This window comes from Aquimarina sp. AD1 (assembly GCF_003443695.1).
Lineage (GTDB): Bacteria > Bacteroidota > Bacteroidia > Flavobacteriales > Flavobacteriaceae > Aquimarina > Aquimarina latercula.
On the sequence record NZ_CP031966.1, the window covers coordinates 3,247,511 to 3,264,318 of the forward strand.

12 protein-coding genes are annotated in these 16,808 nt (G+C 32.0%); 4 read left to right on the forward strand and 8 right to left on the reverse strand.

The window, feature by feature from the left end:
- Positions 1–50: 50 nt before the first annotated feature.
- A complete protein-coding gene (locus D1815_RS14095) occupies positions 51–1,349 on the forward strand; it encodes a hypothetical protein (RefSeq protein ID WP_027394996.1) in 1,299 nt (432 codons plus the stop codon).
- A gap of 50 nt (positions 1,350–1,399) precedes the next feature.
- Here D1815_RS14095 and D1815_RS14100 read toward each other — a convergent pair whose 3' ends face one another.
- The 8 genes from D1815_RS14100 to D1815_RS14135 all read right to left on the reverse strand — a co-directional run bounded on the left by D1815_RS14100 (position 1,400) and on the right by D1815_RS14135 (position 11,669).
- On the reverse strand, positions 1,400–2,158 hold the full coding sequence (locus D1815_RS14100) for a M15 family metallopeptidase (protein WP_118387720.1): 759 nt from the start codon (positions 2,156–2,158) through the stop codon (positions 1,400–1,402).
- 232 nt (positions 2,159–2,390) lie between these two features.
- The gene (locus D1815_RS14105; protein WP_369899297.1) at positions 2,391–4,112 is read right to left on the reverse strand and encodes an efflux RND transporter periplasmic adaptor subunit; all 1,722 of its coding nucleotides are present in this window, start codon (positions 4,110–4,112) and stop codon (positions 2,391–2,393) included.
- A gap of 2 nt (positions 4,113–4,114) precedes the next feature.
- On the reverse strand, positions 4,115–4,813 hold the full coding sequence (locus D1815_RS14110; protein ID WP_118387722.1) for a PepSY domain-containing protein: 699 nt from the start codon (positions 4,811–4,813) through the stop codon (positions 4,115–4,117).
- Positions 4,814–4,829: 16 nt separating this feature from the next.
- The gene (locus D1815_RS14115; RefSeq protein ID WP_118387724.1) at positions 4,830–5,558 is read right to left on the reverse strand and encodes a heavy-metal-associated domain-containing protein; all 729 of its coding nucleotides are present in this window, start codon (positions 5,556–5,558) and stop codon (positions 4,830–4,832) included.
- The gene (locus D1815_RS14120; protein ID WP_118387726.1) at positions 5,555–6,121 is read right to left on the reverse strand and encodes a DUF3347 domain-containing protein; all 567 of its coding nucleotides are present in this window, start codon (positions 6,119–6,121) and stop codon (positions 5,555–5,557) included. The genes D1815_RS14115 and D1815_RS14120 overlap by 4 nt, the downstream gene beginning before the upstream one ends.
- A 39-nt stretch (positions 6,122–6,160) precedes the next feature.
- On the reverse strand, positions 6,161–7,441 hold the full coding sequence (locus tag D1815_RS14125; RefSeq protein WP_147404025.1) for a TolC family protein: 1,281 nt from the start codon (positions 7,439–7,441) through the stop codon (positions 6,161–6,163).
- Between the two features lie 5 nt (positions 7,442–7,446).
- On the reverse strand, positions 7,447–11,130 hold the full coding sequence (locus D1815_RS14130; RefSeq protein WP_118387730.1) for an efflux RND transporter permease subunit: 3,684 nt from the start codon (positions 11,128–11,130) through the stop codon (positions 7,447–7,449).
- Positions 11,131–11,252: 122 nt separating this feature from the next.
- Positions 11,253–11,669, reverse strand: coding sequence for a hypothetical protein (locus D1815_RS14135; protein WP_118387732.1), 417 nt, complete (start codon positions 11,667–11,669; stop codon positions 11,253–11,255).
- Positions 11,670–11,808: 139 nt separating this feature from the next.
- Between D1815_RS14135 and D1815_RS14140 the strand changes: the two genes are divergently transcribed.
- The 3 genes from D1815_RS14140 to D1815_RS14150 all read left to right on the forward strand — a co-directional run bounded on the left by D1815_RS14140 (position 11,809) and on the right by D1815_RS14150 (position 16,805).
- The gene (locus D1815_RS14140; RefSeq protein WP_118387734.1) at positions 11,809–12,264 is read left to right on the forward strand and encodes a GAF domain-containing protein; all 456 of its coding nucleotides are present in this window, start codon (positions 11,809–11,811) and stop codon (positions 12,262–12,264) included.
- A 168-nt stretch (positions 12,265–12,432) separates the two neighbouring features.
- A complete protein-coding gene (locus tag D1815_RS14145) occupies positions 12,433–13,449 on the forward strand; it encodes a GntR family transcriptional regulator (protein WP_027394986.1) in 1,017 nt (338 codons plus the stop codon).
- Between the two features lie 284 nt (positions 13,450–13,733).
- On the forward strand, positions 13,734–16,805 hold the full coding sequence (locus tag D1815_RS14150; RefSeq protein WP_118387736.1) for a TonB-dependent receptor: 3,072 nt from the start codon (positions 13,734–13,736) through the stop codon (positions 16,803–16,805).
- Positions 16,806–16,808 lie beyond the last annotated feature (3 nt).

Here is a 16,808-nt window from a genome sequence, read left to right on the forward strand (position 1 = left end):
CTAACTACACTTGTAGTCTTATAAAAGTAATATAACAAACCATCAATCAAATGCCAGTCACACAAGATATCAATACTCAAGATAACTGGAAGTTATCAACAAAAATTATTTTTAGATTCTTTTTTGTTTATCTCTTTCTAAACATCTTTCCGTTTCCATTCTATTATATAGGTTTAATTCCAGGACTAGGGAATATTTTCTCTTTCTATTACGACGGATTTGAGCAGTTATGTCTTTGGAGTGGAAAAAACATCCTAAATATCACGTATGAAATATCTATGCAACCTTCGGGAAGTGGAGATACTACGGCTGATTATGTATTTCAATTCGTATACTTATACATTGCAGTTATCGCTACTATCATCTGGAGCATTATTGATTTAAAAAGATCTAACTACAACAAGTTATTACTTTACACAAGAACCCTTGTTAGGTATTACCTAATTGCTACTATGTTTTCTTATGGGTTTTCTAAAGCTTTCACCCTTCAATTTTCGGAGTTACGAAATATAGACCTCATCAAACCTTTTGGTAATCAATCTCCTATGGGGTTAATGTGGAATTTTATGGAGTATAGTGATACTTATACGAAATTTTCAGGTTATGCAGAAATCATTGCTGGGATATTATTGATTTTTAGAAAAACTACACTTTTAGGTTCATTTATGATCATAGGTGTAATGTTCAATGTTTTCATGATGAACATGAGTTATGATATTCCTGTAAAGTTGTATAGTGCTTTACTAACAATAATGGGATTATTTTTATTAGCACCAGATATTAAAGACATTCTAAATTTCTTTGTTCTAAACAAAACGGTGAATCAAAAAGATATTCCGCAATATTTTAGTAAAAAGAAACTACAAATTGCTGCTATTTCAATAAAAATTATAGTTATAGGATATCTATTTTACACCAATATCGAAGGTTCTATTGAAGGAGAAAAACAGTGGGGTAAAAAAGCGCCAAAACCAGCTTTATTTGGTATTTACGAAGTAAAAGAATTCATTAAAAACGATGACACTTTACCTCCATTAACAACAGACACTATCCGCTGGAAACGCTTAATAGTAGATAAACGATATAGTAATATTCAGACTATGGATGAAATGTTTATTCGACTTAAAGAAAAAACAGATTCGACATCACAAACATTAAATCTAATTTCATATAGTGATAGCACAGATATAAGAAGTTTTTCTTATACGAAAAAGGATAGCATCTATACTTTTGAAGGAACTTACAAATGTGATAATCTTAAAATTATTGCTAAAAAGAAAGAACGAGAAGAATTCTTATTGATTAATAGAGGGTTTCATTGGATCAATGAAAATCCATTTAATCGATAATTTTAAACTTGGTTTTAATTGTTTTTATAAATAAGAAAGTACTCCTATTTTTAACCACATTTCCATCTAAAATCAGAAATCTTAAACTTTTTATTTTTAAAGTTATAGTGCCACCATTCTGTTCTAATAATAGAGAAACCATGTTTTTCCATAATTTCTTTAAGTAGTTTACGATTAGCAAGTACCTCATCAGATAGCGACTTATAAGAATGATGTGCTTCTTTACCAAAATGATCGAATTTAGTACCCATATCAAGTTGATTCCCTTTCAAATCAGTAAGGGTTATATCTACGGCAGCTCCCTTATTATGAATTGATCCTCCTTTAGGATCAGCAACATACCCAGGATTAGGAAATATTTTCCACATCTTTTTCTGTACACTATGCGGTCTATAGCAATCAAACAACTTAATTCGATATCCTTTTGCCATAAAATCTTTATTAGCTGCAATTAGTGCTTTGGCAACAACTCCTCTTACATAACACTTAGCACAAGAATAAACTGCTTTTTTCAAAAAATTATCGCTGGTGGCGTATTTCATGTCTAACACAAAATAATTAGATAATTCCTCAATATTTACAAACTCTCCATCCTCAATTGGACTTTGCTCTACTGTCTTGTTATCGAATCTATCTAAAGAATCTTGCCATTTCTGCATATTCTTTTCTACCCTTTCCGCTCTTAACTGAATGGCTTTTGATTTTTCTAACAATGCTAATGTACTAGCACTGGTCATAGTAGTGACAGAGGTTTCCTTACAAGAAAAAAGTAAGGCTAAAAATGTAATAAATAGTAGTTTTTTTACCATATCCCTTTCGTTTTTGACCACAATATTTATTAGTATCTAATTTTACAACAATAGCAAAACATATCGTAGGTGAGTTTTTAAAAAAACACCCCACAATACTAACGATTGTAATCTAATAAAAAACGTAATCCAATATTTCCCTAAATTAAAGATACGTTGTTTTCACCTACAATGAAAGAAAAACGTTAATATTTTAACATTTAGGAGTTTAAAAATATTTATTCTAAGTAAGTTATTTTCTTCCTAGGGTATCAATTATACTACCACAAGTAAGCATTGCTTCTCCAAAATAAGGGTTCCTAATTTCTTTTTCCTTACTTAACCAAATAGCCCCTTTATTGTTGCCTGCCATTGGACACTTTTGAATATATATGTGTTCAGAAAAACTATCTATTCTTTTAATCATACTCTCTAAATTTTCATTTAGACTAATAAAGTAATCTCTTTGTTCTTCTAGACTTTCTTTTTCTTTGATTAATTCTAAAACAAGTAAAACTTCCTTCAAATATTTGCCAACATCGTTTTGTAACTCCTTAGTATCTATATCTTCTAGCCCTTCTATCATTTTTTCAGAAAACACGGAAGCTTCTTTAGCATCACTCTTTACCAAAGCATCTTTTAACTTAAAATACACTGACAATGTCCGAAGAAACCTTTTTTGAAAATCACCTGTTAGGTTTATTTTCTCACTTTCTTCTTTATCCGATGAACCAGTTGTTTCTGTCTGATTCATCATAGATCGTTTGCCTTGCAATTGAGCCGCAGCGTCTACCGTAAAAGTTCCGTTTGTCACAATTGTCTCTCCTTCTTTTATGCCTTCTAAAATTTGATATTCGTGCTCATAAGAAGTGCCAAGTGTTACTTCTCTCATCTCAAAAACAGGTTGATCAGATTTAACCTTTACATATACAATTGAACGTTTTCCGGTCCATAAGACCGCACTTCTAGGTATTGCAATTGTTTTATTAGATTCCTGGTTTGCTACCGCAATAACTCCTTCTATAAACATTCCAGGTTTAAAAACATTATCTTTATTTACAAGTACAGCTCTCACAGTTATCGTTCTTGTATTTGTATCTAAAACTGGATCTATAAATGAAATTTTAGCATCAAAATTCATCTCGGGATATGCTTTCGTTTTAATTTTAATATGTTGTCCAATTTTTAATAAAGAAATTTGATTCTCATAAGCATCAAAAGATGCCCACAACGAATTTAAATTTGATATTTTATATAATATTTGCCCTCTATCCACATGATTTCCTTCTTCTATTATTTTTTCAGAAACTACACCAGACATATGCGCATGGATAGGAAATGTTTCTTTGATTTTTCCAGAAGATTCGATTAAATCAATTTGATCTTCTGAAATTTTCCTTAGCTTCAACTTATTCCTTACCGCCTTATATAGAGCTGGTTGTTCTTTTTTTAATTTAACAGCGGTTAACAACTCTTGCTGAGCAGCCACTAATTCCGGAGAATATAAAATTGCAATTGTTTGTCCTTTATAAACTTTATCTCCTACCGAATTAATCAACAATTTTTCTACTCTACCCGAAAAATGGGTTACCTGAACCGTATTGGTTTCTTCATTTTCTTTAATCTTACCTGATAATTTCACCTCTTGCGATTCTGAAGTCGTCATACCTACCACAGAGGTCCGAATATTAGCTAAAGCCATTGCATTTTCAGTCATACTAAACTGATCCATCGAAAGTCCATTTTCTTTGATTTCAGAACGCACCAAATCCATCCCACATATTGGACAATCTCCAGGTTCGGATTTCATAATTTTCGGATGCATCGAACATGTCCACATTTGATCTAAAACTTCTGCCGAATGATTGTGTTCTTCAATAAATTCGCTAGTCGAATTACCATCAAAAATAAGATACCCTAAAAGCAACCCAATCAATATTGAAATGATTATATAAACAACATTTTTCTTCATCATAATTATCTTTTAAAAAATTTCCTAAGTGTTGGAGAGGAAACATACCAAAGTAAAAAACCGCTAAGTACCGTTATCAACCCTAATAGAGAAAAAACTCTTAACACCTTAGTATTAAAATCATCTCTTCCTTCATAATCCATCGTATGTGTCATCCACAAAAAATCGAACCATCTCCAAGATCGATGTCTTACTCTCTGAAAAGAACCATCTAAGGCAGAGATATATGCTTTTACATTATCTGGATGATTATAATTAATTACAAATGCAGGTAATGATCTTCCTCTATACTCGTGATGTTTTCCAACTTCGTCAATAAAATCAATTGAAGTAACCTCTAAATCAGATCGCATATGTACTGAAGCTATCTTTAACGCTTCTTCTTTTGATATTCTTGATTTTAATTTTCCAGACTTAGCATCTATTAAAACACTATCATTTACCCAATAAAATGGGTGACCTGCTATTGTTCTTAATTCTAAAGAAGAAACTGCAGGTAGTAAAAAAGTCGAATCTAACTTTAACAAATTAGAATGTACTACTGGAGTTATTTCATTTTTAAATTGATCACCATGAATCTCATCAATATCCGTCCAACTGAAATATAATCCACTAATTGTCCACATTAAAAATTGTATTCCTAAAAACACGCCCAGATAACGATGTGCTTTTCTTATAAATATTGCTGTTTTTCTTTTAACCATTCTATCAATATTTCTTCTATGAATATATTTTTATGAGCATCCAAAAAGCCATTCCTAGCATAATCGAATTCTCAATAAAAGTAGCTTTAGTCATCGGCAATTTTAGAGCTGTTCCTAAACAAGCACACTGGATACTTCTTTTGTCTATTAATACTTTAGTAACACCAATGGTTGTGATACCCAAAATTAATATGGTAATTATTAATGCTATATCAATTTTAAATCGCATTAAAAACATCAACCCTAATCCAACTTCTATAAAAGGATATACCCAACTATAAAAGGATATTTTTTTAGCCAAAGGGTCATACATTGCAAACGACCCGAAAAAACCTTTTAAATCTAGTATTTTAAAAAAACTAAAAACGACATAAAACAACCCCATAAAATCCATCATAAAATCATCCGTATTCCACGATTGATAATTGATCATTACAGATGCACTAGTGATATATCCAAAAATCAAAAAAAGTGGCAATAATTGTTTTAATTCACTCTTATCTGATACGAGAATATCTTCTACTGCATTATAATTTTGATTTCCTTTTTCTGTAATTGTATACTTAGTTGGAATTGTTTTCATTAAGTCATCAATAGTCAACTTCTGATTAAAAACAATAATAGCTTCTTTACGCTCTAGACTTACGTTAGCGTCAGATACTTCTGGAATACTAGTCAAAACTTGTTCTAATCCTGATCTGCAACCTTCGCAGGTCATCCCATCTATATGATATTTTATTTTCATTTTATTGTTTCATTAACGCTCCCACATTTTAGCATTTTATTGCCATAGTAAGGATTACGTACTTCTTTAGAGTCGGATAACCAATATCCTCCATTTCCATCAAAAGCCATTGGACAAAATTGCTTATATACCTCTCCAGAAGTAATGGCAGAAGTATTAATTAATTTTTCGGTTTCTACCGTAAGTGTTACAAAAAAATCTCTTTGCTTTTTAATATCTTTAGTAAGAGCGATTAATTTTGTTGTAGATTTTAATTGTTTTGTTTGATCTGTATCCTTTATAAAATTATCCATCTTTTTCGCTTCTTGCTGTACAACCTTAAAATTAGAATTTACCAGCCCTCTTTTTATCAATAAATATTGATCATAAATTTTGGTAACATTATCATCATCAAAAACAATTTCACTTCTAGAATCTGTAAGATTAAGATCCACATTGCTTTCTACAGCTACTTCTTCTTTTACTGGAATCTCTTTTTTTGATTCCTTCTGATCCTTCCCACAGGAATAAATTGATACAACTATTATACCTGCAAGAATGGTTTTTAAAAATATTTTATTCATTATTTTATCTTTTTGTTATTACTACTTTTTTCTATTATACTACCTTAAATAATTCAGCACTGCCGTTTGCATAAAATACATTGCTATAGCTTCAATTTTCTTGTTTTCGAAATCTAACAACATCTGTTGTACATCTAACACATCTTCAAAATTAAGCTGAGTTGTTTGGTATGCTGATAATATTATCTCTTCTGCTTGTTTAGCCTGCATTATATTTTTTTGTTGTGTGTCGTAATTAATTCGAGCGGTAATCCTATTATTTATTGCTTCTTCCATCATATTTTCTAGGTTATTCTGAGAAGCTTCTCTTTTTTGATATACTTCCTCCTTTTGTAACTCATACTGTTTAGAACGCGACTTGTGTTTTTTAGAAAAAAGAGGAACAGAAAGTGAAATCTTTGGCATAACAATGTCTTTTCCATTATCAGAAAAACTAATATTTGGTCGTTCTTCAACAATTACGTAATCTAAACCTATACCTATTGAAGGCAAAGATTCTTTGGCATTAACACTCTCTTTTTTATCTAATAAATCACCTAAATGATCATAAGTCATCAATTCGGGATGGTACGTGATATCATCTAATATCATTGTAGGTTCTTCTTCGGGAATAAATAAATTATCTGGAACTACTAATGGATCAAAACCATCTCTATGTAACAATTGATTCATTGCTGTTTCAGCCGTAAGAATTTTTCCTTTTAAAATCTCTTCTTCGTTCTGAAGATTATTTTTTGCGATATTAAATTTTAAGACATCTACGGTAGATGCTCTATTATTCTCAACTTCTTTAAGTGCAATCTCAATATAAGTATCTAATAGCTTATTTTGTTCTACTAATATTTTTTGTCTTGCCTTTAATTCATATAGCCTATAATAAGTTTGCTCTACCAGCAAGGTAATTTTCCTTTTTGCAATTTCTAATTCATTTTTATTTACCTCACTTTCAGTAGAAGCAGTTTCTTTTCTTGCTTTTATTGTTCCAAACCAAGGGATATTCTGCTGCACATTGAATCTAGCTTTTTGGGCTCCAGTTCGTGTTTCTGGTTCACTTACGAAATATCCTGTTCCAATTGTTGTATTCGGCAACCCTCCAACTTCATGTACCTTTTCTAAACTTACATCTAATACATTCTGAGCTGCCTTAAGTTCAGGATTATTTTCTTTTGCTTCTCTTATATATTCTTGCAACGTCTGAGCACTGGTAATATTTAAAAAGAAAATAAAAAAACTCAATATTGCTCCCTTTTTCACCTCAAAGAGCGAGGTAAAAAAGTAAAAATGGCTATTTCTTTTATTTAAAATATTTATTGTATTCATTTCCTTTATTCTATTTTTTCTTTTTTTAATAAAAACTCTGCTCTCCAACTAAATAAAACTGGCACTACAAATAATGTGATTAACGCTATCAACATGCCTCCAAAACTAGGTATCGCCATCGGAATCATAATATCGCTTCCTCTTCCTGTTGATGTTAATATTGGCAATAATGCTAAGATGGTAGTGGCCGTTGTCATCAAGCAAGGCCGTATCCTTTTCTCACCTGCTTCTATTACAGAAGATCTAATATCATGTAATGTCTTTGGTTTATTTCTTTTAAAAGTTTGTGTCAAATAAGTTGCCATAATAACTCCATCATCCGTAGCAATACCAAATAAAGCGATAAACCCAATCCAAACTGCTACACTTAAATGAATTGTTTGCATCTGGAACAAATCTCTTAAATTATCTCCAAAGAAATTAATATTAAAAAACCAATCTTGCCCATATAACCAAATCATTAAAAAACCGCCAGCAAAAGCAACTGCTATTCCTGTAAACACCATAAGAGATGTAGTCACAGATTTAAACTGAAAGTATAGAATCAAGAAAATAATTACCAACGCCAATGGAATAACAAAAGATAATGTTCTCTCAGCTCGTATTTGATTTTCGTAGGTACCAGTAAATTGATAATTGATTCCTTTTGGAACCACAAGTTCTCCCTTATTAATTTTTTTCTGAATTAATTCTTGTGCATTTTGTATTACATCTACTTCCGCATACGCTTTCAACCTATCAAATAACACGTATCCAATAAGAAACGTATCCTCGCTTTTTATTACTTGTGGTCCTTGTTCATATCTAATAGTTACCAACTCACTTAATGGAATCGGATTACCTTTTGAAACTGGTATATATATCTTTTTAAGATCTTCTGGATTGGATCGCAAATCTCTTGGATATCGGACTCTAATCCCATAACGTTCTCTTCCATCCACTGTTTGGGTAAGCATCATTCCACCTAAAGCGACTTGCAATACTCTTTGAACCCCTTCAATAGAAACCCCATATCGAGCAATTCGATCACGATCTATATCGATTAACAAATAAGGTTTTCCTATAATTCTATCAGCAAAAACTGCTTCATTTTTAACACCTTCTACTTGTTTTAAAATTTCTTCTAACTGAATACCAAAATTTTCAATGTCTTTGAGATTTTGCCCTTTCACTTTAATTCCCATTGGGGCTCTCATTCCAGTTTGTAGCATTATCAATCTGGTTTCTATAGGCTGTAATTTTGGAGCTGAAGTTACTCCAGGAAGATTCGTAACACTAACAACTTCTTTCCATATATCATCTGGAGATTTAATGTGTGGTCTCCAGTTTCTATAATATTCTCCGTTCTCATCGGAAATTAATTGATGTTTTTTAGCTTTGGCGTTTCCTACAAATCGACCATCTCTAAGCTCGAATAAACCATCTTCATTGACTTTAAATCGCTGTCGTTCTCCATTATCATTTAATACATATTCTGATTTATACAGAATTATATTTTCATACATGGATAAAGGAGCAGGATCTAATGCTGATTCTGTTCTTCCTGCCTTACCAACAACAGTTTTTATCTCTGGAATTGTGGCTACCGCCATATCTAGCTGTTGTAATACTCTTTTATTTTCTTCTACTCCAGCGTGTGGTAATGATGTAGGCATTAAAAGAAATGAACCTTCATTTAAAGAAGGCATAAACTCTTTACCGGTATTTTTCATTATAAAAATACCCACTACTACTAAAGTCATTGGCAACAACATAAATACTAGCTTATTACACAATGCCCAATTTAAAATTTTTACATAGTACTTTCTGAACATACCAAATAAACCTAGTAATCCAAAACAGATAAAACCAACAAAGATTACATTCCAAACAACACTTTTTTCTACTCCCAATGGTCTCCAATACACCGCTAAAAGAAAAACAATAGTGATTCCAGAAATAATAATCTGAATTGTATTTATTCTATCTACAGAAAGTTGTAATACAAACTGTAACAATTTAGTTACACCAAATGCCATAAGAACAAGACCTAATAAAACTCCATAATAAAGTGCTACAATACCTGTGATAATTAATATCACATTAAAAACATACCCTATAACTTTTTTAGTAGATCGTTGTTTAAATAAAAATGCGGCAAAAGGTGGTATCAAAAAAAGTGCTATAATGATTGATGATACAAGTGCCATCGTCTTTGTAAAGGCTAATGGACGAAAAAGTTTTCCTTCTGCTCCTACCATGGTAAAAACAGGAATAAAACTTATAATAGTAGTTAAAACAGCTGTTAATATAGCTCCAGAAACTTCACTAGTTGCATTATATACTACAGTATTAATTGATAAGTTATTTTTATTATCATCAAGATGTCTTATGATATTTTCTGAAAGAATTACTCCAACATCAACCATAGTACCAATAGCAATCGCTATGCCGGATAATGCAACAATATTAGCCTCTACATCAAAGATTTTCATCGTAATAAAAACCATTAAAACTGCTACGGGTAATAATCCTGAAATTAAAACAGAAGCTCTGATATTAAAGACCATAAGAATGATTACCAAGACTGTAATTAATATTTCTAATGTTAGCGCTTCATTTAGCGTGCCTAGAGTTTCCTTAATCAACTCAGTCCTATCATAAAAAGGAACAATAGTTAATTTAGAAGTACGACCATCACTAAGTACTTTAGACGGTAATCCTGAACTTAATTCTTTTATTTTATCTTTTACATTAGTAATAACTTCCATAGGGTTTGAGCCATACCTTGCAACTACAACTCCTCCCACTACTTCTGCTCCTTCTTTATCCAAAATTCCTCGTCGGGTAGATGGTCCGAGAGAAACTTTAGCTATATCTTTTATCCGGATCGCTGTATAACTTTCTGAAGCGACCACTGCATTTTCTATATCAGCGATAGACTTAACATACCCCAAACCTCTTACCAGATATTCGGCTTGATTAATCTCTAATGTTTGTGCTCCAATATCTCGATTACTTTCTTTTACAGCTTTAACCACCTGATGTAATCCAATATTATATTGCTTCATCAATTCTGGATCTACATCCACCTGATATTCCTGAACATATCCTCCTACCGATGCTACTTCAGAAACTCCACCCGCCGATGATAACGCATACTTTACATAGTAATCTTGGATACTTCTTAATTCTTGAAGATCCCAACCTCCTGTTACCTTTCCTTTTTCATCTCGCCCTTCTAGGGTATACCAAAAAATTTGCCCAAGGCCGGTAGCATCAGGTCCTAATAACGGATTCACTTCGTTAGGCAATAAATCATTCGGCAAAGAATTTAGCTTTTCTAGAATTCGACTGCGACTCCAATAAAATTCTACATCTTCTTCAAAAATGATATAGATACTAGAAAAACCAAACATAGAAGAGCTACGAATTGTTTTAACCCCAGGCAGACCGAGTAAAGAAGTCGTTAATGGATAAGTAATTTGATCTTCTATATCCTGAGGGGATTTTCCATCCCATTTAGTAAAAACAATCTGTTGATTCTCTCCAATATCAGGTATTGCATCCACAGCTACAGGATCATTAGGTAAAAAACCTAAATCCGATTGGAATGGCGAATGAATAAGACCCCAACCTATTAAAATCAATAGTAATAAAACTGCTATTAATTTGTTTTCTATTAAAAACTTGATGCTTTTATTCAGCATACTTAATAAGATTTAGTAATTATTAATAACGTCAATTGATTTCACTACAGTGAACTCAACAACTTTTTTGCTAACAATAATTCCATATGATTACGACTAGCAAACAATAACAATACTCTAAATCAAATGAGATATGTCTCGTAAAGAATAAAAAAATCTGTAATCCTTTCGGGTGGAGAATATTCTTTAAAAATCAGGTTGTTCTCTTTTTTTGGAACTAAGAGGTGTTGATAAGAATTGAAAAATGAGATGAAAATCATTTTTTGAGGAAAATCAATCTGATCAAAGGAAATCTTAAGCTCGTCTTGACCTTCTACAACGATTACTTCATTTTTACAACAAGACTTTTTCTTTATTTCTATATTGTGATCTAAGGAATGACTCATCATTTCCATCCCGCAATCTTTAGCTTTCGAAAACACAGCAACATCTACTAAAAATCGACCGCAATAGTGCTTTTCTACAGTAAATGACAACGTAGACAGTAACACTAAACATGCTAAAGAAATTGATACTATTTTCTGAAAACTCTTTTTCATTCTAACATCAAAAATACATAATATTTAAAGAATAGTCGTTTTTTTGCATTTTCCTTAGAAACTTTTAACAAAACAATACCACACTAAAAATCAGACAATTTTAAATATTTTAAATACTTTTGCCGAAAAATTGTAAGGAATGCTATTTAAAGAATTAAAACCAAAGGTTGTTGACATACTCAAGAATAATGATAACTCGGTTACAGATAGATTACACGAAATATGTCAATTATTAAGTGATACTATTGAATACTATGATTGGGTAGGTTTTTATTTTAAAAATGGTGATAAAGAAGAATTAAAACTTCGAACTTATGTTGGTGAAGAGACCGATCACGAAATCATACCTTTTGGAAAAGGGATTTGTGGTCAGGTAGCTGTATCTAATGAAAACTTTATTGTTCCCGATGTGCAAGCTCAAGATAATTATATTGCTTGTAGTTTCAGTGTAAAATCCGAAATTGTTATCCCTTTATTTAAAGACGGAGAAAATATTGGACAAATAGATATTGATTCGGAAACTCCAGATCCTTTTACAGAAGAGGATGAAAGATTTCTAGAATTTGTAAACCAAGAAGTAGCTAAAATACTTTAGTAGGAGTATTGTAAAAAATAATTTTACGCAACAGAATCAAGTTTCTTTGGTTACATTCCCTTGTCTAAATTTTACGAAATATTTGATAAGAGATCATAACGATCAAGATATAATTTTGAAATCTAGTATTTAAGTTTAAATTTAGGGATGCTATAATTTTCAATTGATATGTCATCGTTACTTCAAAAAATACACGACCTTCAGGATATAAATACCTTATCCAAGCACGAACAAATCGTTAATGGAATAACCGATGCCATTGATTCTGGAATACTAAAAGTAGGAGATAAACTGCCCTCTATTAATGAAATGGTAGCCGAAATTGGATATGCAAGAAAAACCTTTGTAAAAGCATATACCGAACTAAAAGAACGAGGATTAGTAGAATCTAAAAACCTTAAAGGATACTATATTATTAGTGAAGAAACGAATGTAAAATTAAAAGTAGCTCTAATTTTATTTGCGTTTCATAGTTTCCAAGAAGATTTTTATAACACCTTTAGAAAAGAGCTTGGTAAAAAATATCACATTGATATTTTCTTTCACCACAATAATCTAACGCTACTTAAGACGATATTAGATAATATTTCTCGTAAATATGGTATGTATGTTATTGCTCCAATACAAGAAAAAGAAGTTCCATCGATGATGAAACAAATACCTTCTGATCGCCTATTAATTGTGGATCGTTATTTAAAAATGCCTAAAGACTATTCTTATGTTTCTCAAGAGTTTGAAGAAGTAACCTATCAAAAACTAGTAGAGCTTACTCCTCAAATTAAAAAGTACAATAAATTCGTATTGTTCTTTAAGAAAAATTCAGATTTCCCTCCAGAAATCCTATTTGCGTTTAACCGTTATGTAAAAGATTTTAAGATAAATGGGGAAGTTTTAACTGGTTATGAACCTAATACTCTTAAAAAAAGTACTGCGTATTTTTCTATAAGTGACACTCAATTATGGAAGGTATTAAAAGATGCGCGAAAAATGGAATATCGAATTGGAGCTGATATAGGTATTCTTGCTCACGATGATAATATTGTAAAAGAAATTGCATTTGGAGGAATTACAACAATTTCTACTGATTTTGCAGAAATTGCCAAAAAAGCAGCACTCTTCGTAAAAGAAGGAAAAACCATTCAAGAAATTGTTCCTACATATCTGAGACAACGCAACTCTCTATAGAACTCCTACTCTTCTGGAACTTACAATGAACCCGATTCGTTGTAATTGATACATTCTGGTTCCTACCTCATAATGGATTCTTTAATACCACCCAAAGAACCAATGTGACATATTCGTATTTTTTAAGCTATTTAAGTACAAATAATTCAAAAAATTATGATTTTATATTTTGATATAAAAATAAATATTTTACATTTGCATAGTAGCATAGTGTATCATAGCATAATGAGATATACTCATCTATCACTCAATTCAGAAAAATTCTATTAACAAACACAAATCATATGGAGCGAAAAGTATTTAATCGTATTATGATACTACTCATCGGCCTAACAACCACCTTTGTTAGCGCCCAGCAAACTGTTTCCGGAACAGTCAATGAACCTAACGGTCCTTTACCAGGAGTAAACATCTTAGTAAAAGGGACTGATAATGGTACCACTACAGATTTTGATGGTAAGTATACCCTAAGCAACGTTGCCAACGATGCTACTCTAATATTTAGTTATGTTGGTTTTTTAACTACCGAAATACCAGTAAATGGACAAACTATTATTAACATTACGCTCGAAGAGGATTCTGCTGCTCTTGATGAGATAGTTATTGTAGGATATGGATCCCAATCCAAGAGAGATGTTACAGGAGCAATATCTCAAATTAAATCCGAAGATATTGTCCAAGTTGTTACAGCAAACCCAACCTCAGCTTTACAAGGTAAGCTTGCTGGAGTTCAGGTAGAAACAGCTGGTGGTGCACCTGGTAGCCCTGCAAATGTTTTTGTACGTGGTGTAAGTTCTTTAACTAACTCTTTTCCATTATATGTTGTTGATGGTGCTATTTCTGACAATATAAATTTTTTAAACGCAAAAGACATTGTAAATCTTCAAGTATTAAAAGACGCGACATCCGCTGCAATATATGGTTCCCGTGCCGCAAATGGTGTAATTATAGTTACCACCAATAGGGGTAAACAAAACTCTTCTCCCGTAGTAAATATTGATGTCCGAAGTGGAGTTAATACTCAATCTAGAAAACTTGATTTACTTAATGGTCCTGAGTATATAGCATTTCTTAACCAACGTAGAATTAATGATGGTCTTGATGGTAATATTCCTGATCCAGGAATCAATACAGATTTTCAAGATTTAAGCATAAACTCTGGTACCATCCAAGATTTTGGATTTAATATATCTGGTGGTGGCGAAAATTCAAAATACTTTTTTAGCGCTAATTATTACGATGAGGAGGGATTATTAATTAGTGAAGAATTTAATCGCAAAAATATCCGCCTTAATAGTGAATTTAAAATAGGTAAACTTAAAATTCAGGAATCTTTTGGATTTTCTGAAAATAGATTTACTCGTAATAACGCTTTTGGAAATCAAGGAGGAACAGTTCCAATAATTCGTCCTTTTGCTCCAGAAAACGAAGGTGGATTTGAAGCTATTAGTGATCCTATTTTTGGAATTGGAGGAACCAATAAATTTGCCAATGCACAACTAGTAAATGATCAAAATACAGAGCGTAATTTTCTAGGAAATATGAATTTTTCATATGAAATTATAGAAGGACTTACTGCTAAGCTTAATGTAGGAACCGAATATACTAGTTTTTATAGAAACACATTTCAACCTACATTTTTTCAAAGTAATATAGATAGTGAAACTAATGCAAACCCCCTTAATGATTTAACTGAAGTAAGAGGAGAACGCTATGCTACAAACGTAGAACCCACGCTTAACTATAAAAAAAGCATTGGAGAACATAACCTAGATATTCTTGTCGGAAGCGCTCGTCAGGATATCACCAGAAACACACTTGCTATTTACGCAGAAGGCTTGCCTAGCAACAACATTACTAATATAGCACAGTTTACTGACAATATTATAAACTCTGGTGGAGGACGTTTTGATAATAAACTTTTCTCCTATTTTGGGCGTGTAAATTATAATTATAATCAAAAATATTTGTTCACTGCTATTGTTCGTAGAGATAAAACTTCTCTTTTTGCTGATGGATTTAACACAGGTACATTTCCTTCTTTCTCAGTTGGATGGGTTATTAGTGATGAAAATTTCTTTAATCAAGATGGTCTTTTCAATTCCCTCAAATTTAGAGCTGGATATGGCGAATTAGGTTCTCAAAATGTAGACCCTTTTTCGAATCAATCCGTAGTAGAACCCAATTCTCCAATTACTGTTGGTGGTTCTTCTGGACAGATTCCCGGATTCGCAATTACCAGTTTAGTAGATCCTACATTAAGTTTCGAAACATCTAAAACCATTAATTTTGGTTTAGACACTTCCCTGTTAAACAATAGTTTAAAACTAAGTTTAGATTATTTTAATCGAGATAATGAGGATGTAATTCAGGCGGTTGCTATACCAGATTCTAATGGATCAGTAAACCCTGTATTTCAAAATGCTTCATCTATTAACAACAAAGGTTTTGAGTTCGAAGCAGCCTACACCCACGATAAGGGTGGAGACTTAACCTTTAACATAGGGGTTAATTTATCCGCAATCCAAAACGAACTTACGGATTCTCCAAATCCAATTGTAGGTCCTTCATATAACGAAGAAGGATTAAGAGCAAATCGTTTTGAAGTTGGACAACCATTAGGATTCTTCTTTGGATTTGAAACAGACGGAATCTATAATGACCAAGCAGAAATTGATAACGATCCTTTTTTAGCTAATGATCCTGATCGCAGAGCATTGTTACGACCTGGAGATTTTAGACGTGTAGATATAAATAATGATGGTATTATCAATGATGAGGATCAAACATATTTAGGTGATCCAACTCCAGATTTTACATATGGAATTAACTTATCTGTAAATTATAAAAACTGGGATATTGGAGCCTTTTTTAATGGAGTTCAAGGAAACGAGATTTATAATGTTACCAAGTTCTTTGGATATTTTTTCTTAGATGACAATAAACTGGGAATTGTAAGAGATGCTTATACTCCAGCTAACCCAAATACAAATCTTCCTCGAGTAACTACACAGGATACCGCAGGAAACCAGCTCCCATCCGATTTCTTCGTAGAAGATGGTTCTTTTTTCCGACTTAAAACGTTAGAAATAGGATACAATTTTAGCAACTTTATTGGAAAAGAATGGATCTCTAATGCTAGATTATTTGCAAACGTTCAGAATGTTTTCACGATTACAAATTATTCTGGATATGACCCAGAAATTGGATCTAACAACAGTGGTTTAGGAACCAATCGTGGTTTCTTTGGTTTTACACCACTTACAAGTGCCGATTCTGTTTTCGATAGAGGATTAGATGTAAGAGCACAACCAAGACCTCGTACGTTTACCATTGGGGTGCAAATGTCATTTTAAAAA

What these genes read in the sequence shown, in the direction of transcription:
- D1815_RS14095 (WP_027394996.1), top strand. Translation starts at nt 51, where the DNA reads ATGCCAGTCACACAAGATATCAATACTCAAGATAACTGGAAGTTATCA.
- D1815_RS14100 (WP_118387720.1), bottom strand. Translation starts at nt 2,158, where the DNA reads ATGGTAAAAAAACTACTATTTATTACATTTTTAGCCTTACTTTTTTCT.
- D1815_RS14105 (WP_369899297.1), bottom strand. Translation starts at nt 4,112, where the DNA reads ATGATGAAGAAAAATGTTGTTTATATAATCATTTCAATATTGATTGGG.
- D1815_RS14110 (WP_118387722.1), bottom strand. Translation starts at nt 4,813, where the DNA reads ATGGTTAAAAGAAAAACAGCAATATTTATAAGAAAAGCACATCGTTAT.
- D1815_RS14115 (WP_118387724.1), bottom strand. Translation starts at nt 5,558, where the DNA reads ATGAAAATAAAATATCATATAGATGGGATGACCTGCGAAGGTTGCAGA.
- D1815_RS14120 (WP_118387726.1), bottom strand. Translation starts at nt 6,121, where the DNA reads ATGAATAAAATATTTTTAAAAACCATTCTTGCAGGTATAATAGTTGTA.
- D1815_RS14125 (WP_147404025.1), bottom strand. Translation starts at nt 7,441, where the DNA reads ATGAATACAATAAATATTTTAAATAAAAGAAATAGCCATTTTTACTTT.
- D1815_RS14130 (WP_118387730.1), bottom strand. Translation starts at nt 11,130, where the DNA reads ATGCTGAATAAAAGCATCAAGTTTTTAATAGAAAACAAATTAATAGCA.
- D1815_RS14135 (WP_118387732.1), bottom strand. Translation starts at nt 11,669, where the DNA reads ATGAAAAAGAGTTTTCAGAAAATAGTATCAATTTCTTTAGCATGTTTA.
- D1815_RS14140 (WP_118387734.1), top strand. Translation starts at nt 11,809, where the DNA reads ATGCTATTTAAAGAATTAAAACCAAAGGTTGTTGACATACTCAAGAAT.
- D1815_RS14145 (WP_027394986.1), top strand. Translation starts at nt 12,433, where the DNA reads ATGTCATCGTTACTTCAAAAAATACACGACCTTCAGGATATAAATACC.
- D1815_RS14150 (WP_118387736.1), top strand. Translation starts at nt 13,734, where the DNA reads ATGGAGCGAAAAGTATTTAATCGTATTATGATACTACTCATCGGCCTA.